The organism is Ligilactobacillus faecis, assembly GCF_029889745.1.
GTDB classification, from domain to species: domain Bacteria; phylum Bacillota; class Bacilli; order Lactobacillales; family Lactobacillaceae; genus Ligilactobacillus; species Ligilactobacillus faecis.
In genome coordinates this window covers 1,567,936-1,594,551 of sequence record NZ_CP123639.1, presented here as the reverse complement: position 1 = coordinate 1,594,551, position 26,616 = coordinate 1,567,936, and the positions used below count along the sequence as shown (strand labels likewise).

At 37.4% G+C, this 26,616-nt stretch carries 19 protein-coding genes and 4 pseudogenes; 4 read left to right on the top strand and 19 right to left on the bottom strand.

Annotation, left to right across the window (positions count from 1 at the left end):
• Positions 1-92: 92 nt before the first annotated feature.
• From QFX10_RS07265 to QFX10_RS07220, 10 genes and pseudogenes are all read right to left on the bottom strand, one after another.
• A complete protein-coding gene (locus tag QFX10_RS07265) occupies positions 93-782 on the bottom strand; it encodes a ComF family protein (protein WP_280605582.1) in 690 nt (229 codons plus the stop codon).
• Positions 775-2,091, bottom strand: coding sequence for a DEAD/DEAH box helicase family protein (locus tag QFX10_RS07260; protein ID WP_280605581.1), 1,317 nt, complete (start codon positions 2,089-2,091; stop codon positions 775-777). Before QFX10_RS07260 ends, QFX10_RS07265 begins: the two co-directional genes overlap by 8 nt.
• Before the next feature lie 85 nt (positions 2,092-2,176).
• Positions 2,177-3,274 carry a glycosyltransferase family 4 protein gene (locus QFX10_RS07255; protein ID WP_280605580.1) on the bottom strand — a complete coding sequence of 366 codons (1,098 nt, stop codon included), beginning with the start codon at positions 3,272-3,274 and terminating at the stop codon, positions 2,177-2,179.
• 150 nt (positions 3,275-3,424) lie between these two features.
• Positions 3,425-5,254, bottom strand: coding sequence for an APC family permease (locus QFX10_RS07250; RefSeq protein WP_280605579.1), 1,830 nt, complete (start codon positions 5,252-5,254; stop codon positions 3,425-3,427).
• 258 nt (positions 5,255-5,512) lie between these two features.
• Positions 5,513-6,703: an RNA-guided endonuclease TnpB family protein gene (locus tag QFX10_RS07245; protein ID WP_280605578.1), complete on the bottom strand. Its 1,191-nt coding sequence runs from the start codon at positions 6,701-6,703 to the stop codon at positions 5,513-5,515.
• Positions 6,704-7,056: pseudogene (gene tnpA, locus QFX10_RS07240) on the bottom strand (IS200/IS605 family transposase).
• 192 nt (positions 7,057-7,248) lie between these two features.
• Positions 7,249-7,482 (bottom strand): LytTR family transcriptional regulator DNA-binding domain-containing protein, encoded by a 234-nt coding sequence (locus QFX10_RS07235; RefSeq protein ID WP_280605577.1) that lies wholly within the window; start codon positions 7,480-7,482, stop codon positions 7,249-7,251.
• Positions 7,483-8,059: 577 nt separating this feature from the next.
• A complete protein-coding gene (locus QFX10_RS07230; protein WP_280605576.1) occupies positions 8,060-9,418 on the bottom strand; it encodes a bacteriocin secretion accessory protein in 1,359 nt (452 codons plus the stop codon).
• Between the two features lie 10 nt (positions 9,419-9,428).
• Positions 9,429-11,544, bottom strand: a pseudogene (locus QFX10_RS07225) (peptide cleavage/export ABC transporter).
• A 509-nt stretch (positions 11,545-12,053) separates the two neighbouring features.
• Positions 12,054-12,224 (bottom strand): hypothetical protein, encoded by a 171-nt coding sequence (locus QFX10_RS07220; RefSeq protein ID WP_280605575.1) that lies wholly within the window; start codon positions 12,222-12,224, stop codon positions 12,054-12,056.
• A gap of 215 nt (positions 12,225-12,439) precedes the next feature.
• On the opposite strand from QFX10_RS07220, the gene QFX10_RS07215 reads away from it, so the two are divergent.
• Positions 12,440-13,171 carry a LytR/AlgR family response regulator transcription factor gene (locus QFX10_RS07215; RefSeq protein WP_280605574.1) on the top strand — a complete coding sequence of 244 codons (732 nt, stop codon included), beginning with the start codon at positions 12,440-12,442 and terminating at the stop codon, positions 13,169-13,171.
• Positions 13,172-13,339: 168 nt separating this feature from the next.
• Here QFX10_RS07215 and QFX10_RS07210 read toward each other — a convergent pair.
• The 4 genes and pseudogenes from QFX10_RS07210 to groES form a co-directional block, all read right to left on the bottom strand.
• Positions 13,340-14,877, bottom strand: a pseudogene (locus QFX10_RS07210) (IS3 family transposase).
• Between the two features lie 100 nt (positions 14,878-14,977).
• Entirely contained in the window at positions 14,978-15,112 is a 135-nt protein-coding gene (locus tag QFX10_RS07205; protein ID WP_280605573.1) for a hypothetical protein, read from the bottom strand.
• 164 nt (positions 15,113-15,276) lie between these two features.
• Entirely contained in the window at positions 15,277-16,893 is a 1,617-nt protein-coding gene (gene groL / locus QFX10_RS07200; protein WP_280605572.1) for a chaperonin GroEL, read from the bottom strand.
• 43 nt (positions 16,894-16,936) lie between these two features.
• Complete coding sequence (gene groES, locus QFX10_RS07195) at positions 16,937-17,221, bottom strand: co-chaperone GroES (RefSeq protein WP_280605571.1); 285 nt, start codon at positions 17,219-17,221, stop codon at positions 16,937-16,939.
• A gap of 198 nt (positions 17,222-17,419) precedes the next feature.
• On the opposite strand from groES, the gene QFX10_RS07190 reads away from it, so the two are divergent.
• On the top strand, positions 17,420-18,049 hold the full coding sequence (locus QFX10_RS07190) for a CPBP family intramembrane glutamic endopeptidase (protein ID WP_280605570.1): 630 nt from the start codon (positions 17,420-17,422) through the stop codon (positions 18,047-18,049).
• 57 nt (positions 18,050-18,106) lie between these two features.
• On the opposite strand, the gene QFX10_RS07185 is transcribed toward QFX10_RS07190, so the two are convergent.
• Positions 18,107-18,739 (bottom strand): redox-sensing transcriptional repressor Rex, encoded by a 633-nt coding sequence (locus tag QFX10_RS07185; RefSeq protein WP_280605569.1) that lies wholly within the window; start codon positions 18,737-18,739, stop codon positions 18,107-18,109.
• A gap of 223 nt (positions 18,740-18,962) precedes the next feature.
• Between QFX10_RS07185 and QFX10_RS07180 the strand changes: the two genes are divergently transcribed.
• Positions 18,963-20,915 carry an ABC-F family ATP-binding cassette domain-containing protein gene (locus tag QFX10_RS07180; protein WP_280605568.1) on the top strand — a complete coding sequence of 651 codons (1,953 nt, stop codon included), beginning with the start codon at positions 18,963-18,965 and terminating at the stop codon, positions 20,913-20,915.
• 137 nt (positions 20,916-21,052) lie between these two features.
• Positions 21,053-22,623: pseudogene (locus QFX10_RS07175) on the top strand (IS3 family transposase).
• A gap of 63 nt (positions 22,624-22,686) precedes the next feature.
• On the opposite strand, the gene QFX10_RS07170 reads toward QFX10_RS07175, so the two are convergent.
• The 4 genes from QFX10_RS07170 to tsaB form a co-directional block, all read right to left on the bottom strand.
• The gene (locus tag QFX10_RS07170) at positions 22,687-23,925 is read right to left on the bottom strand and encodes an ISL3 family transposase (protein ID WP_280605426.1); all 1,239 of its coding nucleotides are present in this window, start codon (positions 23,923-23,925) and stop codon (positions 22,687-22,689) included.
• A gap of 175 nt (positions 23,926-24,100) precedes the next feature.
• A complete protein-coding gene (gene tsaD, locus QFX10_RS07165; protein ID WP_280605567.1) occupies positions 24,101-25,138 on the bottom strand; it encodes a tRNA (adenosine(37)-N6)-threonylcarbamoyltransferase complex transferase subunit TsaD in 1,038 nt (345 codons plus the stop codon).
• Entirely contained in the window at positions 25,104-25,724 is a 621-nt protein-coding gene (locus QFX10_RS07160) for a GNAT family N-acetyltransferase (protein WP_280605566.1), read from the bottom strand. The genes tsaD and QFX10_RS07160 overlap by 35 nt, the downstream gene beginning before the upstream one ends.
• Positions 25,699-26,424: a tRNA (adenosine(37)-N6)-threonylcarbamoyltransferase complex dimerization subunit type 1 TsaB gene (gene tsaB, locus QFX10_RS07155; protein ID WP_280605565.1), complete on the bottom strand. Its 726-nt coding sequence runs from the start codon at positions 26,422-26,424 to the stop codon at positions 25,699-25,701. The genes QFX10_RS07160 and tsaB overlap by 26 nt, the downstream gene beginning before the upstream one ends.
• Positions 26,425-26,616: the final 192 nt, after the last annotated feature.

Genomic DNA, 26,616 nt, shown 5'->3' with positions numbered 1-26,616 from the left:
TTCTTAACTCTTCCTGATCTCTATCTTTAGTATAATGGAAAGCGGTTAAATTAACAATTAATACACTCAGATTATTTAGATTTTTTTATAAATTACCGAGCCAACGTCACAAAGCGTAACGTTCCACAATTATGTGCTTTTAGTAACGAGGCAGCATGATAAAGCGTACTACCTGTCGTATAAATGTCGTCTGCGATCACAAATGATCTTTGCTTTAGATCGGCTGGACCTTTATATATAAAAGGACAGTTAGAACTCAAACGCTCAGCTCGAGCTTTATGTGATTGCTTTTTTCGTCCAAAATTTTGCTTATGGTAAAAATACTCTTCAAATTCAAGGCCTTGGTAAAAACTCTTGACCTGATCATAACCACGCTTTTTTAAAGTCTCTTCATCACTTGGGATCACAACTAGCCCCCAACCCAGACGCAAATAAGTTTTGACATACTGCACTAAAAGTGGGGCAAACACTTGATACAATCGATACTCACCTAAAAATTTATACCGTTCGAAGTAATCTTTCATCGCTTGCGTGTCATAGCGATAAAAACTTTTGTTAGCGATCAAATATCCATAATGGCTCTGCCATTTTTGACAATCTTTACATAGTTTATGCGTCATTTGTTGTTTATCACAGTTAGGACAAACTGGACCTTGAAGCTTTACAAAAGTTTGCTCACAAGTCAAACAAATCGGTGGCACATATAAGGGAACAAAACATAGCAATTCTTTGAGTCCAAGCGTTTGATCACTTGTTTTTCCGCATAAAAGACATTTAGCCATAACGTAGCATCTTCTTTGCTTGTTTATTAGCATGATCGATCTGCCATCTAGCTCTTTTGATAACTTCAGCATGTTTTTGACATAGTAAAATAACATCTCCGGTTGGGTGTTTTTTACTTCGACCAACCCGACCGGCGATCTGAACTAGAGTCGTCTCCTTGAAAAGTTCGGCATAAAAAACCATTACATTTAGTTTAGGCAAAGTCACCCCCCGCTCTAAGATCGTCGTCGTAACTAAATAACGGTATTTTTCTTGACGAAGGAGGCGAACCTTGTCTAAACGCAAAGGATCACTGGCATGAACAGTCGTTCCGTTCAAAGTCGGGACTAAAGTTTGCACAAGCTGCAAAACAGGGGCTAACAGCGCTAACTTAGGAACAAAGATCAAAAAAGGTTCTTTATTCTTGCTCCACCGTTTTAAAGGAAGAACTAATTGTTTAAACGGACGCTTGCGTTGAAGCTTTTGTGATAGATCTTTAATATAGTTGATCTGGAGACTGGGGAGCGGTTGCTCATGAAAGCGCAGCGGTAAATACGTCAGACCCATTTTTTTAGTCCGGACAGCTTTTCTTAGTTTTGCGTCAGGAGTAGCAGTCAGATAGATCTGTGTTGCTTCTTGTTTACAAGCGTTAGCTACTGCGTAATGCAAGCTTGCATTATCGATAAATGGATAGGCATCTGTTTCATCCAAAATAAGTAGATCAAAAGCCCGATAAAAGCGAAATAATTGATGAACTGTGCACAAAACTATTTGCGTATACCGATATTTTTGCACACTAGCCCCGTATAGAAGAACTGATTCAACTTCTGGAAAAACTTTTGATAGCCGTGGATAAAGCTCATTACAGACATCGATCCGAGGCGTTGCTAAACAGATCCGTAGCTTGTTTTGTAAGGCTTTTGCTATTAGCGGGTACAGCATCTCAGTCTTACCTGCACCGGTCACAGCCCACAATAAATGTCTATTAGCTGGTCGTAGCGCGGCTACTAATTCTTGGGCACATTTTTCTTGCCACAAAGAAAGCTTTGGTAACGAGCCACATGTTACAGGTAAAAATGCATTAGGCTCTTTTAACGAACATAAGACATCTCCTTCAGTCAACCGTCCAAATCGCAGACAGTGTGGGCAATAATGCTTTCCATTTGGCAAACGACAGTCTTTTAGGCGTGTTTTTTGTCCACATCGCTGGCACACTAAAAACAGTTTCGTTAAGATCAAAGCTGGTCTTTTGATCAAGGCCAGATCTTGTTCAGCCAAAGTCAACTCACTTTCTACTAATTGGCGTCCATATAATCTCTTTTCGCTCATCTGATCACTTCCTTTGCTTTATAAATACGCAAAGCCGACAATTTTTTCTAAAAAAATACAGCTCGAAAAACGAGCTGCATATGTACTATCTTTTTTTATTGACTGAATGGCTCAAAGCTAAGACGAGTTTCTTGATCCAATTTAACAGTGGTCGTCTCGTCTCACCTACTAGTCCGATCGCTTCAACGAATAATTCTAACCCAAATAATGTGGCGATCGTCAATAAGACCGAGCCCCAAAAATTCGATAACGGATAGAGCAGTGCAATAAAAGAAAAGATCAAAGCGATCCCATAGATCACTAAGACTGTTTGCCGATGTGTCAGACCGATCTGCATCAGCCGGTGATGCAAATGGTGCTTATCAGCTTGTGAGATCGGTTTTTTATTGAGTAAACGTCGTAAGATCGCATAAACTGTATCAGTGATCGGAACACCTAAGATGATCACTGGGATGATCACTGTGATAAATGTCGCATTTTTCAAACCATATAAAGCAAAGACCGAGATCATAAAACCAATGAACAGTGAACCTGTATCGCCTAAATAGATCTTTGCCGGATGAAAATTATACGGCAAAAAACCTAATAGGGCAAAAACTAACGTTGCCATCAAGATCGAAACAAACGTATTGGTCACATTCAAAAAGAAATAACCGGTCAAGGCACTAGTCGCTAAGGCAATGATCGCCACCCCAGTCGCTAGTCCGTCTAAACCATCGATCAAATTGATCGCATTGGTGATCGCTAAGATCCAGATCAAAGTGATCGGTAAACTCAACCAGCCTAAAGGAACGACGCCTAAAAATGGGAGTGTCAAAGTTGTCATTTTTATGTTAGCAACAAAGTAAACGACTAAAGCCGCTAAAGTGATGCCTAAAACTTTCTGTCGTGGTTTTAATTCATAGATATCATCGATCATCCCTGTTAAAACAATGATACATTGTGCAATAAACAAAGCCCATAATTGCTTAGCTGGATATTGATCGCGTAGCAAAAAGAAATTTGTCGTATTAAAAGCAACAAAGATCGCTAAGCCTCCCATCGTCGGCATCGGAACACGATTGACGCGGCGAGCATTAGGATCATCCACAGCTCCGATCTTAAATGATAATCTCCGCACTAAAGGCGTTAAGATCAGCGCAAATAAACAAGTTGCGATCAGTGACGTAAGGATTTTATACATAGATCGTCCTCTTTCCGTCAGATCTAAGTTTGTCTTAGATCTCTTCTCGGCCTAAAGCCTCAAAATACATTATTATTTTACCATAACATCAGACTACGGTCATTTGCTATCTAAAAATAGACCGACAAAATGCCGGTCTATCTAAGAAAATTATTTTTTCAAATGGTAACTATATGTCGCAACAATGATATTTTCACGTGATCCAAGGGCTGAACGCAAGCGCAAGTTAGTCTGATTATGCAAAATATGTTGCCATGGTTTTTTGGGAACAAATTGCGGTACTAAAACAGTCAACGAGAAATTGCGTTTAGCTGCATCTTTAGCGATCACATCACAAAAACGCAAAACTGGTGGCACGACTGAGCGGTAGGAAGAGTGCAGATCGACAAAGCGCACTTCTGGGAAGGCTAACTTGAACTCTTCTGCTGTCTCATGTTCTTTTTGTGGATTTGTGTCAAATGAGACGTGCATTGCGATCACATTATCACTGATCGAACGTGCATAATTGATCGCACCAGTCGTCACGTGTGTCACGGAACTGACTAAAACGATCACAGTCGCACCATCATAATCATGGAGTTGTTGTTCTTCATTCAACCGTAACTGAGCAGCGACCATGACATAGTGGCTGTGAACTTTGTAAAAACCAAAGAGCAAGACGGGCATGATCACTAAGTAAGGCCAAACATTATCAAAATGTAAGAAGAACAAGAAGACGACTAAGGCAAATGAGATCACAGCTCCTAAAAAGTTAAAGCATGAATTTAAGAGCCAGTGTTTACCTTTATGCCGTTTCCAGTGAACTAACATCCCTGATTGTGATAACGTAAAAGGTATGAAGACCCCGACTGCATAAAGCGGGATCAAAAGATTCGTTTGCCCGTTGAATAATAAGATCAAAATGATCGCACCCACAGCTAACGCGATGATCCCGTTCGAATACCCTAAGCGATCCCCTTTATCCATAAACATATGTGGCATGAACTTATCTTTTGCTAAATTATAAGCTAAGATCGGGAAAGCTGAGAAACCAGTATTGGCTGCCACTGCCAAGATCATTGCAGTTGAGAGTTGGAGTAAGTAGTATAGCACACCATGTCCAAAGACGGCTTCTGCGATCTGCGAAAGCACAGTTTGTTTTGGGTCTGGCAAAACGCCTAAATAATAACTCAAGAAAGTGATCCCACTGAAAAAGATCGCTAAGATCAATGACATGATCGCTAATGTATTAGCCGCATTTTTCTTCTTTGGTTCTTTGAAATTTGGCACTGCATTACTGATGGCTTCGACCCCAGTCAGGGATGAAGAACCAGCTGAGAAAGCTTTTAAGAACAGTAAGAGCGACATGCCTGGCACAGCATCACCGACTCGAGCCGCTGCATTATATTCGATATTTCCCGTCATGATGTTAAAAAGTCCCCAAACGACCATCGAAACGATCATGATCACGAAAAAGTAAACTGGGATCGTCAAAAATGAAGCTGATTCCCGCATCCCTCGCAGATTCAACGTCATGATAAACAACACGATCACGATCGAGATCAAAACACTGTGAGCTCGTAAACTTGGGATCGCAGACGTGATCGCTTCGGTCCCTGAAGTGACTGAAACGGCCACAGTCAACATATAGTCGACTAATAGTGAGCCCCCTGCTACTAAACCAGCACCCGTGCCCCAGTTTTTAGTAGCCACGACATACGCGCCCCCACCAGAAGGGTAGGCATTGATGATCTGACGATATGACATTGTGATCGCAAATAACAAGATCAAAACGATCCCGGCGGCTGGTAAAGCATACCAAGTCGCAGCGGCTGATAAAACGAACAAAGCAGTTGTGATCTGCTCAGTCCCGTAAGCAACAGATGATAACGCATCTGAGGAAAGTAAGGCTAACGCCTTGAACTTCGTCAGTGATTGACCGCCCTCTTCGACCGTTTTCAACGGTTGGCCGATCAATAACCTTTTTAAATACCGATACATTAAAAATTTCTCCTTTAATTTTTGCAAATTTGTCTTCTTTTTAAAAGTAACATTTGCATTTTACACCAATTGAGAGCTAAATTATAGCAAAATTTTCCAATGTAACTTGAACTACCCCAATTTAACCTAAAACTATCGTTTCTTAACGGTTTGAAGTTGGGGATTCTGGGAACACAGTAAACTTGCCAGTTTAGCTTTTCACTAAGTCGGTAGAGGTCACTGCTTTGTTACCATGGTACGTTCCATACCGTTTTATTATCAGAATAGAGTTTCTAATCCTCTAGCTAAGATATTTTTAGCTGCGTTAACATCTCGATCGAGATGTGAATTACAGTTAGGACAATCCCATTCACGAGTATTTAACCACTCATTTTGAGTTAGATCATCAAATTCATGATTTTTTTGTTTACATTCATGACAAATACGGCTGGTATTTTTAGGATCTACAATGATCAATTGTTTACCATGCCATTCACATTTGTATTTTAATTGACTAACTAGAGTACCCCAAGAAGCATTAGCGATCGAAGCTGATAGATGGTGATTTTTCATCATGTTTTTAACGCTTAGATCTTCAACTACAATTACATCATATTCCTTAACTAACTTTGTTGTTAATTTATGGAGATTATCTTTTCTTCGGTTAGCAATCTTCTTGATCTTGGCAACCGTTCTTTTAGCCTGTTGGTATCTAGGAAATTGGGTTAATTCAGTTCTAGGAAACAAGACTTTTTCATGTTCGTCAAAAGCCATAGCTTTTTTAGCATTTTCAAGGCGTCTAGACTTTTTGCGTTCCCAGATTTTTAATTTCTTATTAAGTTTATCACTAATTTTAAGAATATCCTCTTTTTGACCATCAGAAGTAATACTTAAGTTCTTCAATCCTAAATCAATACCGACAACTTTTTTAGTTTTTTTGAAAACTTGATTTTCGTTTTCTACTAAGACACTAGCTTCATATTGATTTCTTGAATTGACACTAATTGTAACCGCCTTGATTTTACCTTCTAAAATTCTACCACCTCTAAAATACATTAAGCCAAGCTTAGGCAGTTTAATATGATGATTATCGACAACTTGAATATTATTGTTAACAAATTTAGAAGTGTAACTTTGATTGGCATTCTTCTTTGATTTAAATCTAGGAAATCCATTTTGTAGACTCGGATCAAAAAATCTTTGAAACGCGTCATTTAAATCGCGATTAGACACTTGTAATGAAGTAGATTCTGCTTGTTTTAACCAAGGATACTCTAGTTTCATGGCTTTTAGCATATTATTCATAGCAAAGGCGTTTTGAAATGGTGCTTTCTTGTTGTTCTTATAGCGCTCAATGTGCATATTAAGCATTTGATTCCACACAAAACGAACACAACCAAAATTAACGTGAATTTGATTGCGTTGGGCTTTATTAGGATACAATCTTAATTTGAACGCTTTAAAAACCATTTATTTTTGCCCTTGCCTTTCAATATAGTTTTTAATTACGTCGATTGACACTCCACCAGTTGAAATTAAGCAATATATCCAAAAGATATTGTTTAATTTCAGTCTTTTGAACTAGCTGATTTATAAGCATTAATAAACTTCGCAGGAGCAATCTGTGGATCGCATTTAAACAGAGCGTGAACACGGTCTTTATCATGATCCCATTCTTTCAATTCAGGAACTCCAATTTGTTCAAAAGTAGCTCTTAAATAGCCTGAAATTTCATCAGATATTATTTTTCTTCGATATTTAACTACCATTACTAGATGATAGTTAATAGAGTATCTTGAATGTTGATTTTTATCTAATTCCATATTTATATTCCTTTATTATATTATCTGAATTAAAATTATCAAGAAAAAGACGTACTTTTAGTGCTTCAGAATGGGACAATTCATCCACCACTTATAGAAGTGGTGGTATTCTCGCTATTTTATGACAAATTTCAAATTAGGGCTCATTTTCCCGCGAGATCAGCTGTAGTTATCGTTAAAAGATCAACTAGTTTAGATATTTTTGCTTGCTCGTTTGGAAAAAGATTCGCTTTGCCCTGTGACAAAGATCACTTCGCGTTTTCTCAGATCGATCTGCCTGATATTTTTGACATTGACTAAACAAGAACATGACAATGGTGCTAAAAAACTAGCGCGTTTTCTGACTTCATGTAACGTTCCTGTAAACTCGACCGTTTTATCCAGTAAATGTGATCGGAGATGATGCGGACGTTCAAACGACCTCATCGATATCGATATTATAGATCTGTCGCCCATTGCGATAACAAAAAAGTATTTTTTCTACTAGATAGTACTTATTAAATTCTGCAACGACTAGGGTCAACATTTCAGTCAAGCGTCTTTGAGCGCAACTTGATCAGAAAATCAAAAACTGGTAAACGACGCCCAAAGAGTTCAAAGGCAAGCTCTCTATTTTCTGTGATAAAGATCAGTTTAGCTTTTTGATCAAGTTTTTTGAGTGTTTCAGCCAGTTCTAATTCTTGTTTTTAAACCTGATCTACTCTTGCTACTTGATACCCTTTATTCACTCTTCAGTTCCGTCCCTGTTACTCTTTATTTACCGTTTATCATTGCATTTGATTTATATCTGCTATTTGATCCACAAACTAATTTATTTTTTACGTTAGTATCACTTTTACTATCTTTGATCCTGCTAAGCTTAATATTTAAAGAACTTTTTAGACACTTAAAATAACCTAACCGTCTGACAATTTTTGATTAAAGTTGTTAGATTGTTAGGTTATTAATATCGGCTTTAAATACATGAATACTAATTTTCAAAAATTTTAAAGCACTTCATTATTTACTTATCAAATATTTTTTCTTTAAAATAATTCCAGTAAGTCTTTTGTCCTGTTATTATCGAAACTTCTCCTGGCATTCCATATTTCAAATATTTTCTTTTTGTTTGTGGTACATCTACTTGTGCTTCTACAGCATAATAACTATTTTTATTTACTTCACTTGGCGCAACTGAGATATTAGTAACTTTACCAAATAAAATTATTGGTCGTGGTAAATTTCTCTCAATCTTGAATCTCAATTTTTGACCTTTTGTGAGAGAAGCGATATCATCCGTATTAATATAAGTTTTGACTCGTACTCGAGTCAAAGTATTGATCTTAGGATATATCTGTGCTACTTGTGTTTGTCCGCTCAAATAATTTACTTCATCAGACTGTTCGCCCATATGAATCACACCAGCAATCGGCGCTTTGATGGTATATTCTTTTAGTTGTGCTTGTAAATTCTGAAGTTCTTCATTGAGATCTAGTAGTTCTTGTGTGATTTTTTCTAATATTTGCTTGGTACTTTCTAGTTGATTCAAACGGAATATTACTAATTTATTTTCATAATTTTTCTTCTCAGCTTCAAGTGAATTATCATTATCTTGTTGTATTTGCTGAACCTTTAGCTCCTCTAGTTGTCCGTTGAATGTATCGATTTGCTTTTCAACTTCAGATAACAGCTCTAACTTCATATCTTCTCTTATTTCTGGTTCTGCTCTAGCCAATTTTTCTCGATATAAATTTCCTAGATCACTTGATGGATAGTTTTTTCCACTTTTTATTGCTTGATAAATATCCATATATTCTTTCAACTGTCTAGTATTTCTTTGAATTTGTTCATTTACAATTATCGTTAATTGTCTATTTTTCTCTTGTCTATTTTGAATTTTTGCTCGTGACATTTCAAATTCAATTTGATATATATTTTTTTGAGCTAAATATCCCAATAAACGATCATGATAATCAGATTTATTATTCTCCAAAAATGTATCTTTAGATTCTGCAATTCCATTTTGTAATGTTTGAACATCTTGTTGCCTTTTTACTAGTAAATTTTTCTTCTTTTGTAACGTTTCAATTTTTTGTGATAATTTAACATCATTGAGTTTTAATAATACATCTCCCTTATCTACACTTTTTCCTTCACTAAGATTTTTTTCAATTATTTTTCCTGCGACCGTTGTTTGGATCGTAGCTACTTTGGAAATCGGTTCAACCGTTCCGCTCCCTTTAACTACGATCTGTTTGTAACCAAACAACGAAAAAATAATTCCCAAACATAGCAAAAGTACGCATGGTATCAATAATAATGTCGAAAAATTTTTGAAACGTGCATTATAAAACTCACTACTCTCTAAAAATTTCGTTTTCATCTTCTTTTCCTCAAGTATTAACTAAACGGAAGTAATACCCTTTCTTTTCCATTAACCTATCATGCGAGCCTTGTTCGACTATCATGCCATGGTCTAGCACAACGATATTGTTGGTCCTTTTAGCGATCGATAAACGATGAGCGATAAAAATAATCGTTTTTGAATCAAGTGAAAGCAAATTATCGACCAGCTTTCTCTCAGTAATCATATCTAAACCACTAGTCGATTCATCGAATATTAATACTTCCGCCGGCGACAGTAAGGCTCTTGCGATCGTCAGCCGCTGCTTTTGTCCACCTGATAGAACACTTCCATTTTCATCAAGCTTGGTTTCATATTGGAGTGGCATTTGTTCGATATCGTCTGCGATCATAGCTAATTGGCACGCTTTTTGAATCTCATCTAATGTTATTTGAGGACGACTTCCTAAAGTCAAATTTTCCATAACCGTACCTGAAAATATATAAGGTGTTTGTGGAACATAATTGACATAGCTACGTAAACAATGTTTGTCGATCATTTTTGTTTGATGCTTGTTAAAAGTAATTTCCCCTTCATTTGGCTCAAAAAAATCAACTAATAATTTAACCAAAGTTGATTTACCTGAACCGCTCATACCAACAATCGTTACTTTTTCATGTAATTTGATCTCAAGGTTGATCTGTTTCAAAGTATCTGCTCCATACCCATAACGGTAAGACACATCGGTTAACAATATAGGACCTTGAAGTTGTTCTTTATTAAAAGACATTCGTTTAGCTTTAAATTCACTTTCAACAAGATAAATTTCATTCAACCGCGTATTAGCAACGCGTGCACTTTGTAATTTAGGCTGAAGATTGATGATATTTTGAAGCGGATCTGTAAAATATACTAAAAGTGCATTGTACGCCATCAACTGTCCTAGTGAAAATTGATTTTCAATGACAAGCTTTAGCTCCGATCCACAAAATAACTACACTTAGTGAATGTTGAATAAATCCTTTTATTGATTGTTGAAGAATATCTGCTTTTGTGTATGCTAAACTCTTGCGCAAGAAATCAACAAATTGACTATCGATCTTTTTATAACGTTGTTCTTCACTATTTAGAGATTTAACAGTTTCGATCCCTTGAATGTCCTCAATAATCGATGAACTTAATAGTGCATTACTTTCCATTTGCTTTTGATTCAAACGTTCAAAGCTATTAGTAAAAGCTAAAATAATCACTATATATAAAGGTAAACATATTAATGTCAATAAAAAGAGCGTCATATTTTGAAGAGCTAAAACAACACCCATAATAATAACGATCCCCACGTCTAAAAACATTGAGATGACTGCGCTTGCTAAAGCATCAATGATCTTACTAGCATCATTAAAGCGTGAGATGATCTCACCTGTTTTTCGCGTCGAGAAAAATTCCATCGGTAATTCGAAAATATGACGAATATAACTTAGAATTATCTCTATCGATAAGCGTTGCCCTAAAATAGCTAATAAAAAGTCACGTGTATAGGAGAAAAGCGCATTAAAGATATAAATAATAACTAATCCCAAGGTGACCAACATCAAGGTTTTATCCATTCCATTTGGAATATATGTATCAATGATCGCTTGCAAAAAATAAGATCCTATGATACTTATTAACGTTATAAGAAACGCAGCTATAATGATGTTTACGATCAACTTTGTCTGTTTAAATAGCTTAGCAAATAAAGCTAATAGTCCCTGATGTTTCTCTTTTATAGGCTCGTATGAAAGACTAGGTGTGATAAAAATTGCGATTTTACTCCACTCTTTTTCAAAATGTCGCTTAGACATTTTAGTAACTCCAACTGATGGATCTGGATCAGCAATCAAAATATAGTTTTTAGTAGCCTTCACTACTACATAGTAATGAAGTAGTGTTTCATTCTTTACAACATGGACGATAAATGGATAGGTCAGCTCTTTAATTTCAAATAGCGACATATCTGCTTGAATAGCTTTCGTTTCAAAATTCAAAGTTTGAGCTGCTTTGATCAAACCATAAGCCGTCGTCCCCTCTAAATCAGTCTTGGCAAGATTTCTTAATTGTGCCAAGGAGATCGTTGAACCATACTTTTTTAAGAGCATTGCCAAGGCAGCCACTCCACAATCCATTTCATCAACTTGTGGAATGTAGTATCTGTAGAATCGTTTCACTTTATCTTCCCCCTTAACAAATAGTTGATATTTATACTCTCGTTTCAATATTAATACTAATAAAAACTACAACAATAATATTTCACTAAATAGTACTTTTCCTCAATATTCGGCTATTTTGATAATTCCTTATTAATTCATAATTAATCGGACTAGTTAAGACTGTAAATTTCCATACATAAATAGAATTAGTTATGTGGCAACAATCCAAATAAAAAGTGTCTTAAATTTCAGAATTAGAAATTTTAAGACACTCTTCCTATACAAGACAACTACCCCACAAACCTTCTGCTACATTTTATATTATAGTGGAAAATATGGATGGTTGAGATTCCACTTACTCCTCCAACCTAGTTGATATCCATATCCATACCAGGCCTTCTTCTCGAAATCACTACCACCTAAAATTAATTTTAACTCTTCCTCATTCGAGATAACGCTTACATTTCCCGTCATTTTAAAACCTCCTATTTAAACCCCTTTTCAAACCCACGCATAATATCATTACGATGCTTATACCCAGATTTAGCAACGTTCCACGCCAATGACATTGCAACTGACCACGGCGAAAGTCCACCACCTACTACCATAAACAATTCCTCGTTGTTTAATTCTCTGAAATCTTTTGTATGTTCCATTTGCCTTTCTCCTTTCTACGATTCAATAGTAAATCTATATATAGTTCCTTAACAATATATATTCAGTAAACTCATCTTTATTTCAGCATTTGGCATCTTTTTAATTATTTTTACTATATAAATTATAATTCAAGATCAATCACTTTAATACCTTCTATATTAAATGTTACAATTACTTAAAAGGGGAATTAATTTTAAGAGGGGAAAATTAAATAATGAACGTTGCAATTCTTACAGATAATCATGTCCATCAATTCAATTTAATTAAATTGGTCTACCAAATATCAAAACAACTCATGATTCCACAACCAAATGTCGTAAATTACCGATATGTAGCAGAGATAGAAAAAAAGCTTTTTATTCCTAGTAACCAAAATATTTACTTACTTGATCTTGAAATAAACGGTAATCCAGAGGTTGGTTTTAGACTAGGTCAGATAATTAGAGAACAAGACGCTTACGCATCAATTATCTTCTTTACCAATCATGAAGACCTTCTATCATTGATTCATAATTACAAAGTTCTTGCTTTAGACTTCATTGTAAAAGATAGTCCTACACTTAAAGAAGATCTTTTAAACGATTTTAAATACGTGATGACTCATGCTAGAAATACCGCCCAAGATATGTATACTTTATCATATGGCAAATGCTTTTTGAATATTGCATTCGCCAATATCGATTTTTTCGAATCAGATCTAACTAATAGTCATGCCTCTATCCTTCGATTATCAGATAATCGCTCGCTCCAGATCTCTAAAAATCTTCATGAAATCGAACAGACCGATCCACGCTTCTTTAGAGTCCATCAAAGTTTTCTGGTCAACGTAGATAATATTGAGAGCATCAATAAGTCAGAGAAGTTGATCTATTTAAAAAACGGACTAACTTGCCCGCTTTCCCGACGCAAGATCAAGGCACTCCAAGATCGACTGACACATAACTAAAAATGCACCTAAGCTACTCACTTAGGTTCACTAACGCCGTCACCCCTGGATTTTTGGTCAAACCTTTTATTTCGAGCATTTGTACTCTTCCCCTCTAAATTTTAGTAAAAAAAGAAGCCTACTTGATGATCTGAGTCCCGTCAAGTGAACAACTAAATAATTAAAATTCTAGGCAGCCTGATTCCGGTATTCTTCTGGGGTCAGGCTGTTTAGTTTTATTTGGTAACGTTGGGTATTGTAGAACTTGATATAGTTTTCGATCATTTCTACAAGTTCTCCATATGTTTCACATTTTAGCCAATAATAACATTCTGTCTTGAAATGACTCCAAAAACTTTCCATTGGTGCATTATCGATACATTTTCCCACTCGAGACATACTTTTTGTAACACCATGCCTTGAGGTCAACCGGAGATATTCTCTTGAAGTATATTGAAATCCACGGTCACTGTGAAGAAGTAGATCAGCTTCATTTAAATGCGTGAATGCTTTTTCCAAAGTCTTCATGACAAGCCGATTATCATTTCTTTTACTAATTTCAAAACTTATGATAGATCCATCGTATAGATCTTTGATCGCACTTAAATAAGCTTTTTGTCCTAAGCCATACTCTAAATAAGTGACATCAGTCACCCACTTTTGATTAGGTCCAGTAGCGGAAAAATCACGACCTAAAGTATTTTCTTCGTAGTTTAAATGTTCTGAACGAGTACAACCTCGGCGTTTGCGACGAATACGTTTGAAGTTATATTGTTTTTGATACTTTCGATTGATAAGAAGAGTCATTCTTCTAGAACCGTAAATTCCATTTAAAGCATGAAATTCTTTTTTTATGATCTCACTTAGTCATTTATTTTCCAAAGTACGTTGTGATTTTGGAGCAGTTAAATAACGATAATACCCTGAACGCGATACATTTAAGATCACACAAAGAAGCCATAGTTCAATTTGTGGAAACTCTTTAAGAATTTCCTGAATAGCTTTAAAACGCAGATTTTTAGGTATAGAGCTTATCTCCTCCTTTCGAGCTCGTCCAATTTTTTTAAAACGATATTACGATATTTTCTGCCTCTAGATATTTATTACGTTCTTTCAAACGTAGAATCTCAAGCTTGAGGCGCTCAGTTTCAGAAAGAGTCTTATAATCACGATCTTTAACAGTTTTACCACGATTATCATATAACGGCTTTTCGCCATCTACTTCAAACTTTTTGACCCAAGTATAAACTTGGGAATAAGAAACATTATATTTATCGATCGCTTTGTGATAATTCTTATTATTAGCAAGTGTATACTGAACTATTTCGAGCCGTTCCTTAAAAGTAGTTTTACGTCCATGTTTCATTTTATTATGACCTTCAATGGTAGCTTTAAAGCCTTTTCCATTAGTATACAAGTTGATCCATTTACGTAAAACCGAAATACTCGAGATATTGTATTTATCACAAATTTTCTTTGGTGAACGTCCATTTTCTAAATATTCTAGAACCGCAGCTGTTTTTAATTCAACTGAATATTTTTCCAGGTCTAGACTCTTTTAAACCATCTAAACCGCCAACTTTGTATTTTCTGATCCAATTATCAAATGTATTTTTAGTAATGGTATATTTCCGGCAGATAAAGTGCTTACTATATTGTCCACTGAGATACTCGGAGACTGCCTGGTATCTTTCTTCAAGTGTATGTTTAGTAGTTCTTCTAGACATAAAAAATCCCCCTAGAGTGATCACAGAATCTTTATTATTTCCGTGTCCACTCTAGGGGAATCATATCATTGAAGTGACTTCTTTTTCAAAAACGTTACTATCACTTAAGTTGTTCAAACCCATTTTCATAACCATGCAAAAGCTCATCCCGATGGACCCAACTCGTTGCTAAGATCCCAACACCTAGAAGAATCACTAACACATAAGCAATGACCTGTTTTTTTGTCTTTTTCATTTCTACCACCCCTCTAGTTTTATTCTACTCGCCTTTACCCCACTTAAAAACGATCACTCTTTAAAAAGCCTTTTATTTCAGGATTTGGTAGCGCAAACACTATTTAATAAAAAAGTTCTACTCAAGTGACCTCGAGTAGAACTTTTTAAAAATCATTTAATTGATTACATCATTGGACCTTGTGGCATTTGTGGTGCAGCATCGTTGTTTTCTTCTGGCTTGTCAGCAACAACTGCTTCAGTTGTCAATAACAAGGCTGAAACAGAAGCGGCATTTTGTAAAGCTGAACGCGTTACTTTCGTTGGATCAACGATCCCAGCTTCGATCATATCGACCCATTCATCTGTGGCAGCGTTATAACCGATACCAGCTTTTTGTTCTTTAAGTTTTTCAACGATGACAGAACCTTCTTTACCAGCGTTAGTTGCGATCTGACGCACTGGTTCTTCCAAAGCACGTTTTACGATGTTGATACCTGTTTGAACATCGCCTTCTTCACTCAAAGCAGCTACAGCATCGATCACATCGATCAAGGCTGTCCCACCACCAGGAACAAAGCCTTCTTCTACGGCAGCACGTGTCGCATTTAAAGCATCTTCGATCCGGTACTTACGCTCTTTTAATTCTGTTTCAGTAGCAGCCCCAACTTTGATAACGGCTACCCCACCAGCTAATTTAGCCAAGCGTTCTTGAAGTTTTTCTTTATCAAAATCAGAAGTTGTTTCCGCGATCTGCTTCTTCAATTGTTCAACACGTTCTGCGATCTGTGCTTTATCGCCAGCACCTTCAACGATCGTTGTGTTTTCTTTTGTAACTGTGACACGACCAGCTGTCCCTAATTGGTCAAGCGTTGTGTCTTTTAATTGAAGGCCAAGATCATCTGTGATCACAGTTGCGCCTGTCAAAGTTGCGATATCTTGCAACATTTCTTTCCGACGATCACCAAAGCCTGGTGCTTTAACAGCAACAACGTTGAATGTCCCACGGATCTTGTTCAAAACAAGCGTTGGTAGGGCTTCACCGTCAACATCATCAGCAATGATCAACAATGGACGACCTTGTTCAACGATCGATTGCAATAATGGTAAGATCTCTTGAATATTGGAGATCTTCTTATCTGTGATCAACAAGTATGGGTTTTCTAGATCAGCTTCCATCTTGTCGTTGTCTGTGACCATGTATTGTGATAAGTAGCCACGGTCAAATTGCATCCCTTCAACAACGTCTAATGAAGTATCGATCCCTTTTGATTCTTCGATCGTGATCACACCGTCGTTACCAACTTTTTCCATTGCATCGGCGATCAATTGACCAACTTCTTCGTTAGCTGAAGAGATCGAAGCGATCTGTGCGATATCACTCTTAGACTCAACTTTGTGTGACATCTTGTGCAGACCATCGACCGCTGCTTTAGTAGCTAATTCGATCCCACGACGGATACCAACTGGGTTCGCACCAGCAGTAACGTTTTTCATCCCTTCGTTAACGATGGATTGGGTCAAAACGGTAGCTGTTGTCGTACCGTCACCAGCAATATCATTTGTCTTAGAAGCAACTTCAGCGACTAATTTAGCCCCCATATTTTCAAAGTGATCTTCTAATTCGATCGCCTTAGCGATAGTCACACCGTCATTTGTGATCGTTGGTGTTCCGTATGTTTGTTCCAAAACAACGTTACGTCCTTTAGGTCCGATCGTTGATTTTACTGTATCAGCTAATTTATCGACCCCAGCAAGCATCTTTGCGCGTGCATCTTCTGAAAATTTGATTTCCTTTGCCATTTATGATTCACCTCATGTGATTTAAATTCAAATTGATTATTTTTTATTCCACGATAGCTAAAAGATCTTTTTCATGCATGACCAAGTATTTAACTCCGTCATATTCAACTTCTGAGCCAGCATATTTATCAAAAACGACAACATCGCCAGCTTTAACGGTCATCGCTACCTTTTCGCCGTTATCAAGGATACGTCCCGTACCAACAGCAACTACCTTTGCAGTTTGTGGTTTTTCTTTAGCATTACCTGCTAAAACGATCCCACCGACTGTTTTTTCTTCTTCTTTTTCGACCTCTAAAATGACGCGATCTCCTAATGGTTTAAGCACGTTATATCCCTCCAAATTCTTTTTTAGCACTCAAGACTTTCGAGTGCTAACTAACTACAACTATTACTATACTCACTTTACTTTTAAAATGCAAGCATTTTATCACTCGACTTCTCAGAGTGCTAAAATACGTGCATTTTTTCTTGCGATAATCTGCTATAATTAATGAGTAGCTTACGTAAGGTGAGGATGTTCTTAATGAAAAAAACTTTACCCAAAAATGCCCTTGTGATCTTAGTGATCTATTGTTTGACGATGATGCTCAGCCCTTTACTTTGGCAATTACTCAAAAACAATGATCTTTATTATCCACTAGTCACTTTGATCAACGGGAGCGGTGCTTGTTTGATGATCTGGTATACCCGTTTGCATGCGTCAGACCGCTCAGATCAGCTAAAGACCACTTTGCCAAAAGAAGGGCTCTACCTTCTTTTAGGGCTTTTATTGCTCTTCTTTTGTCAATGGGGTGGGCCTTTATTCGAACAGCTCTTTTTTGCTAGCCCACGTTTTTCAGCAAATACGAGTTACTTACTAGCCGTTTATCACAAGTACCCTTATTACCTACTAACGATCGTCATCTTCTTACCTGTAATGGAAGAATTCGTCTTTCGTAAAGTCTTATTTAAAGATCTAGCTTTATTTAGTGATCCACTTTTAGCGGCCTTTATCTCTAGTCTACTCTTTAGCTTGGCACACCAAGATGGACACTATTTGACTTATCTTTTGATCGGGCTCGTGTTGTGTTATGTTTATACTAAAACTGACCGTTTACGCGATCCGATCATCATGCATTGTTTGATGAATCTGACGATCTTATTATTGGCTTAAAAAAGGAGCTGGTATACCAATTTCCAGCTCCTTTTTATATAATGAAAGAGTTAAGTTCTATTCGTTGAAATGTTGTAAAAAGTAGATCAGTGTCTGCAGTTCGTTTGTCAGATCAACATTTTGAACGCGAACGCGTTTAGGGACACTGATCCGCAAAGGGGTGAAGTTCAAGATTCCTTCGATCCCAGCTTCAACTAGATCATCAGTTACCGCTTGCGCAGCTTCGATCGGAACAGTCAAGATCGCGATCTTGATCTGTTGTAGCCGAAGTTGTTCTTTCATATCTTCTAGCGGATAGACTGGGACTCCACTTTGGATCTTCCCAGTTAAGGCTTGATCGATATCAAATGCCACACTGATCCGCGTATTATTACTTTGATGAAAATTATAATTTAACAGAGCTTGCCCTAAATGACCGACTCCGATCAAAGCAACATTTGTTAATTTATCTTGACTAAGAGTCTTTTTGAAAAATTCTAACAGATCGAGAACATTGTACCCGTACCCTCTTTTTCCGAGGGCACCAAAATATGAAAGATCACGCCGGATCGTAGCCGGATCGATCTTGACTACTTCGGCTAGTTCAGTCGAAGAGATATGGTCAGTTCCAGCAGTCGCTAGCATGTTCAAATACCGATAATAGATCGGCAGACGCTTAGCTGTTGCTTCAGGAATATTTGACGTCGCCATATCTATGAGCTCCTTTCAGAAACTAGTTTGGGTCAACCGATCACACTTTGACCGACTAATTTTATTTTGTAAAACCAATAGATAAATTTTAGCATACCCCATACAATAATAATACTAAAAAATGTTAATCTATTCACAATCTAATGCTTAGAGACTGTTATTTAAGCAAATTGCTGTCAATACTTTGTGAAATATATTTATTTTAAAGAAATTAGGTGAAAATATGATCTTATTACAAGTCCAAAAAGTCGGACGTCATTTTGGGGCCGACACACTATTTGAAAATATCGATCTAGATATCCAAGATCATTCCCGGATCGCTCTTGTCGGGAAAAATGGAGCTGGGAAATCAACTTTATTAAAAATGATCATCGACGAAGAAGCGCCTGACGAAGGCCAGATCGTTCGCAAAAAAGGATTGACGGTCGGTTATTTAGCCCAAAATACCGGCTTAGAATCTACTAAGACGATCTATGCTGAAATGTTGAGCGTCTTTAGCGAACTTCGCCAAATGGAAAAACGCCTCCATCAACTCGAAGATCAGATCGCAAGTCAAGCTGAAAATCATGAAACGCCAGCTTACCAACAACTTTTGAAGCAATACGACCAACTCTTGCATGATTTTAAAGAACAAAACGGCTATGGCTATGAAGCTGAGATCCGCTCAGTCTTACACGGTTTCAACTTCTTACCCGAAGATTTTGAACGCCCGATCGCATCTTTATCTGGTGGTCAAAAGACACGCCTGGCCTTAGCCAAATTGCTCTTAGAAAAACGCGATCTTTTGATCTTGGACGAACCGACGAACCATTTAGATATCGAAACTTTGACTTGGCTTGAAGGCTATATCCAGACATATACAGGCGCTCTTTTGATCGTCTCGCACGACCGCTACTTTTTAGATAAGATCGTCAATGAAGTTTATGAGATCAGTCGCGGTAAAGCCCACTATTACAAAGGCAATTATTCTGACTACATCGTAGAAAAAGAAAAGCGAAAAGAACTTGCGTGGAAAAATTATGAAAAGCAACAAGTCGAGATCCACAAACTCGAAGATTTCGTCAATAAAAATCTCGTACGTGCTTCAACGACTAAACGCGCTCAAAGTAAGCGCAAGCAACTCGAAAAAATCGACCGACTCGAACGGCCTGAAGGTGACGAAAAAAGTATGCATTTTCGTTTCAAAGCTGCCGAAGAAAGCGGCAACGTCGTCTTGAAAGTCAACGACGCTGCGATCGGTTACGATGACCAGATCATTGCTGAACCGATCGATTTTGAGATCAGAAAACGTCAAGTTATCGCTTTAGTTGGACCTAATGGGGTCGGAAAATCCACATTACTAAAGAGTATTTTACACAAGCAGCCTTTCCTCAAAGGCTCAGCCACATTTGGAACTAACGTGCACCCAGGCTACTACGATCAAGAGCAACATAACTTACACGATAAAAAAACTGTTTTAGCTGAGATCTGGGATGAGCATCCAACTACACCAGAAAAAGATATCCGCTCACTTTTAGGGAGCTTTTTATTCAGTGGTGATGACGTCAAAAAGACGATCCATAGTCTTTCAGGAGGCGAAAAAGCCCGTCTCTTGTTGACTAAGCTTTCAATGCAACACGATAACTTCTTAGTTTTAGACGAACCAACGAACCACCTTGATATCGATAGTAAAGAAGTGCTCGAACAAGCTATCAAAGATTTCGATGGTACAGTATTACTCGTTTCACACGACCGTTACTTTATCAATAAAGTTGCTACGAGCGTGATCGAGATCGCTAAAACAGGAAGCACTGTTTACCTAGGTGATTACGATTATTATGTCGCTAAAAAAGAAGAGCAAGCTGAACTTGCCTTAGCTAAAGAAAAACAAACAGCACCGCAGACAGAAACAAAAAACGTTTCAAGTGGAAAAACAAGCTATGCGCAAAGTAAAGAACGTCAAAAAGAAGAGCGACGTTTACGGCGTAATGTTGCTACTTTAGAACAACAAGTCACTGATCTTGACGCTAAAAAAGAAAATCTCGAAACTCAAATGGCCTTGCCAGAAAACTTCAACGATCTCGAAAAAATGGCTACTTTACAAAAAGAGCTCGAAGAAACAACAACTGCTTTGGAAGAAGCTGAAATAGCTTGGGAAGAAAGTAGCTTGGCTTTAGAAGAATTTTTAACTGATTAAAAATGGGTATTCGTCAACTGATATGGATATTCCTACAAACACTTCCTACAAACACTTCCTACAATAGAATGATATGATTCCCCTAGAGTGGACACGGAAATAATAAAGATTCTGTGATCACTCTAGGGGGATTTTTTATGTCTAGAAGAACTACTAAACATACACTTGAAGAAAGATACCAGGCAGTCTCCGAGTATCTTAGTGGACAATATAGTAAGTACTTTATCTGCCGGAAATATACCATTTCTAAAAATACATTTGATAATTGGATCAGAAAATACAAAGCTGGCGGTTTAGATGGCTTAAAAGAGTCTAGAACCTGGAAAGAATATTCAGTTGAATTAAAAACAACTGCGGTTCTAGAATATTTAGAAAATGGACGTTCACCAAAGAAAATTTGTGATAAATACAATATTTCGAGTGTTTCGGTTTTACGTAAATGGATCAACTTGTATACTAATGGAAAAGGCTTTAAAGCTACCATTGGAGGTCGTAATAGAATGAAACATGGACGTAAAACTACTTTTAAGGAACGGCTCGAAATAGTTCAGTATACACTTGCTAATAATAAGAATTATCACAAAGCGATCGATAAATATAATGTTTCTTATTCCCAAGTCTATAATTGGGTCAAAAAGTTTGAAGTAGATGGCGAAAAGGCATTATACGATAATCGTGGTAAAACAGTTAAAGATCGTGATTATAAGACTCTTTCTGAAACTGAGCGTCTCAAGCTTGAGATCCTACGTTTGAAAGAACGTAATAAATATCTAGAAGCAGAAAATATCGTTTTAAAAAAATTGGACGAACTCGAAAGGAGGAGATAAGCTTTATACCTAAAAATCTGCGTTTTAAAGCTATTCAGGAAGTTCTTAAAGAGTTTCCACAAATTGAACTCTGGATCCTTTGTGCGATCTTAAATGTATCGCGCTCAGGGTATTATCGTTATTTAACTGCTCCAAAATCACAATGTACTTTGGAAAATGAATGGTTAAGTGAGATCATAAAAAAAGAATTTCATGCTTTAAATGGAATTTACGGTTCTAGAAGAATGACTCTTCTTATCAATCGAAAGTATCAAAAACAATATAACTTCAAACGTATTCGTCGCTTAATGAGAGTCCTTGGTTTATATTCAGTAATTCGTCGCAAACGCCGAGGTTGTACTCGTTCAGAACATTTAAACTACGAAGAAAATACTTTAGGTCGTGATTTTTCCGCTACTAGACCTAATCAAAAGTGGGTGACTGATGTCACTTATTTAGAATATGGCTTAGGACAAAAAGCTTATTTAAGTGCGATCAAAGATCTATACGATGGATCTATCATAAGTTTTGAAATTAGTAAAAGAAATGATAATCGGCTTGTCATGAAGACTTTAGAAAAAGCATTCACGCATTTAAATGAAGCTAATCTACTTCTTCACAGTGATCGTGGATTTCAATATACTTCAAAGGAATATCTTCGGTTGACCTCAAGGCATGGTGTTACAAGAAGTATGTCTCGAGTGGGGAAATGTATCGATAACGCACCAATGGAAAGTTTTTGGAGTCATTTCAAGACAGAATGTTATTATTGGCTAAAATGTGAAACATATGGAGAACTTGTAGAAATGATCGAAAACTATATCAAGTTCTACAATACCCAACGTTACCAAATAAAACTAAACAGCCTGACTCCAGAAGAATACCGGAATCAGGCTGCCTAGAATTTTAATTATTTAGTTGTTCACTTGACGGGTCTCAGATCAGAATTGTGGGGAGTGTTTTTTTTACGCAAATATACAATCAATTCGTAAAAAGAAAAATTGTTGATTAGCAAAACCGTAACAACTTCGTTTTAAGAGTTTGATCTTTCGATTGATACCCTCCAAAGGACCATTGGAATATTTTGAAGTTACGCTATTTATTAGATAGCTGCGATTTTTACGGAAAGTACGAATAGTCGTATCCATCTCTGTATTGGTGCGCTCATAACTATCGAGAACCTCATTCAAAGTAGTAATGTCTTTATTCTTCAAAGCTAAGGTAATATCTTGGTAAGTCTGATAAACTATTTTGAATTCAGAAAATTTATTGATGATCAAGTCGATCGCATTCTGTTGAGTCATATATTCATTGATTCCCCTAAGATAGACAACATTTTTAGGGTCGATCTCATCAGATTTCTTATGGAATAAACGCCACTGTGATTTGAGAATCTTGTATTCTCGACTATGCTTATTGAGTGATCTAGTGAGAGCGATTCGACAACTGTCTAAAGCACGTCCGGCTAGCTGAACTATATGAAACCGATCAATAATAATCTTGGCATTCGGGAAAAGTCGGCGAATGAAGCGCTGGTATTGAGCGTTTAAATCAATGACGACTGATTCCACTTGATCACGTTCAAACTTTGAGTAACGATTTTCAAAATAATTGATAATGGTAGAAGATAGTCTATCTGGGAGTTTAACAACTAACTTATGAGTTTGTGCATCACAACAGATAAAAGAAGTTGTATTTTTAATCGAACGAAATTCATCAAAACAAAGATTCTTGGGCAAAACAGGTACTCGATATTGAGGTTTGATCCGTTCGACAATAGTTCTTCGAACACTACTAGCAGAGCAATGACAGATGCGAGCGATAAGTTCACCGTTCAAACCTTCCCTAGCTAATAACATGATCTGATTTTTTAGTTTACGAGAAAGAGTTTGATTAGGCTTAGTCAATTCAGAGGTCGCACCGAAAGTTGTGCGACAATTTTTACATTGATAGCGTTGTTTATGAAGGATCATTTCATAACGTATACCGTTTAAACTTGGTAAACGTACGTGAGCTTTAGCGAAACCATTTTTATTAACAGTGGCAAAGCCACAATTTCGACAACGGCTGATAGGATAAGATAGTACAGCTTTGATCAAAACTAATTTCTCTGTGCCATTATTTAAATTATCGATAACATCAATAACTTTGAGATTAGGGTCTTTAATATTTAGAAGTTTTAGTATACAATCGTTATGGGACATTTAAATTCTCTCCTTTACGTGGTTTGTGGTGAATTCATTGTATAACGAGAGGGCATTAAATGTCCTTTTTTTGCGCAAAAAAACTGGTATGGAATTTTTCATCCATACCAGAAAGTGTATACCCTTAAAAATAAGCACTCTATGAGGGTGATCGCCTCAATAGAGTGCTTATTTTTTAGTTTTCTTGTTCTTCTAGCCAGTCAAATTCTAGGCTGGGATCAGCATTTAGAGCGAGATCAGCCACAACGCCAGCTTGATAAGCGGCATAACCTGCCGCTCCGATCATAGCAGCATTATCACCACAATATTTGAGCGGTGCTTTTAAAAGTTCGACTTTTGCAAAGTTTTTTAGTTCTTGGTCGAGCCGTGCTCTTAGTCCTTGGTTGGCTGCGACCCCACCAGCTAAGATCAGCTGTTTGACAGGGTAATTTTTCAAAGCTTTCACCGTTTTTTCAGCTAAAACATCAACGACACTTTGCTGAAAACTAGCGGCGAGATCTTTTTTATCTAAAACTTCGCCGACTTGGTCTGCATGGTGGACTGTATTGATAAAAGCACTTTTTAAGCCACTAAAGCTAAAATCATAATTGTCGTCGTTTTCCATAGCACGGGGAAAACCAAACGTATCTTGCCCTTCATGGGCTAAGGCATCGATCTCTTTTCCGGCTGGATAAGTCAAACCTAAGACTCGCCCGACTTTATCATACGCTTCACCAGCAGCATCGTCGCGAGTCTCGCCGATGATCGCAAAATCATTAGGCCCTGCTAAATAAACTAATTCAGTATGTCCCCCTGACACGAGAAGCGCTAAAGCCGGAAAGCGTAATTCACCGGCAAAACGCGCTGCATAGATATGACCCGCCATGTGGTTGACAGGGATCAACGGTAGCCCATGGGCAAAAGCGACCATCTTAGCTGCGGTAACTCCGACTAACAAAGATCCAACTAAGCCTGGACCATAAGTCACTGCGACAGCTGTTAGATCAGCATAAGTCACCTCTGCTTCTTTTAAGGCATCTTTGATACAAAATGTGATCTGTTCGATATGGTGGCGGCTAGCCACTTCTGGCACGACTCCACCAAAACGCTCGTGACTTTTGATCTGGGTCGCCACGATATTTGACAAGATCTTATGTCCATCCTCGATGACAGCAACGCTTGTCTCATCACAACTCGATTCAAAGGCTAGGATCAAATTTCTTTTTCTTTCCATTTCGTCCCACTCTCTTTGTTAATTTTATCGGTAAGATATTATATTCTAATTTCACTCCGTCTGCTAACGGACAAGCTTTAGTCCGCGGTACTGGGCGAAATCCCTTTTCTTGGTAGAGCTTTTGGATCTTAAGATTGCTCTTTTTGACATCGACACTGATCTTTTTACATCCGTAAGCTTTAGCTTCTTTGATCAAAGTTTGAAGCATCATCGAACCAAGACCTTGTTGTTGGTATTTAGGTAATACCGCGATCTTAGTGATATGCGCTTCATTCTTAGCATAGGCCATATCACAGCCTGCAAAAGCGACCATCTGATCTTCATAACGCACCACGATATAGAGTCCATGTTGCTTATCTTTGATCTGCTCTTCTAATTCAGAAAAATTATGTGGCACTTCGCCATGATAAACTGCTCGTTTGATGCGTAAGATCTCTTGGATATCGGGAACGACTGCGCGACACATCAAATAGTTCTTTCCTGCGATCGTGACATTTTGACATCCAAAATCAAGATTTGGTTTAGGAGTAGGCTTTTGCAAGAGCGTCTTTAAATGCTCTTTAAATTTTTTCAACGTAAGTTCCATGAGCGTCCTTCCCAGGATGTTTTTCCATCCACTGTACTTCAGCTTGGGTCAAACGTAGATAACGTGGCACAAAAGTATCCACTTGACTTGGCTGTTTTTGTTGTCCTAAAAGACCGAGAAGATAACCACTTGGAAGATCGTCATTTGGGGCTGTATACGCGTATTTTTCGCCTGCCAAAAGTTCTTTGAACTGCGCTTGATAGTTTTTAGCACCTTCACCGATCAATAACGCATCGCGTCCTTTTAAAAATTCTGCCAGTTGAACTAATGATAGATGCTGATCGGGTAAGATATTTTCTAATTTTCCATTTTTAACGCGATAAGCGCCAGCAAAAACATTTTCCCGGCGCGCATCAAAGATCGGAACTAATACTTTATCTGTTTGCGCTAAACAATTAGCCGCTAACAATTCTAAACTCGAGACACCAACAAGGTCGATCTCTAAAGTTGCAGCTAAAACTTTAGCTGCTGTCACCCCGATCCGAAGCCCTGTATATGATCCAGGTCCATCAGAAACAACGATCCGTTCAAGATCTTTTGGTCTAAGACCGGCTTTTTGTAATGATTCGGCGATAACAGGGGTCAAAGTTTGACTATGTTTTTTAGCTAAAACAAGAGTCGTTTCTGCTAGAAGCTGCTCATCTTCTAAAACTGCCACACTCAACGGGCGGTCTGAAGTATCTAGCGCTAGTATTTTCATGTCTATACTTCCTTTTGCACTAATTCTTACTTGAACTATCTTAACACAAATTGCTTCAGAAAAAAGCTCTAATGCTAAACTATCTTTCTTAAAGAAGAGAAATTGACCCTTGTGCTTTTCCTAGCTATAATTATAGCGTCTATCTCTTTTTTGAGACTTTAGAGATCTGCAATATTTTTATGTAGTAAAGGA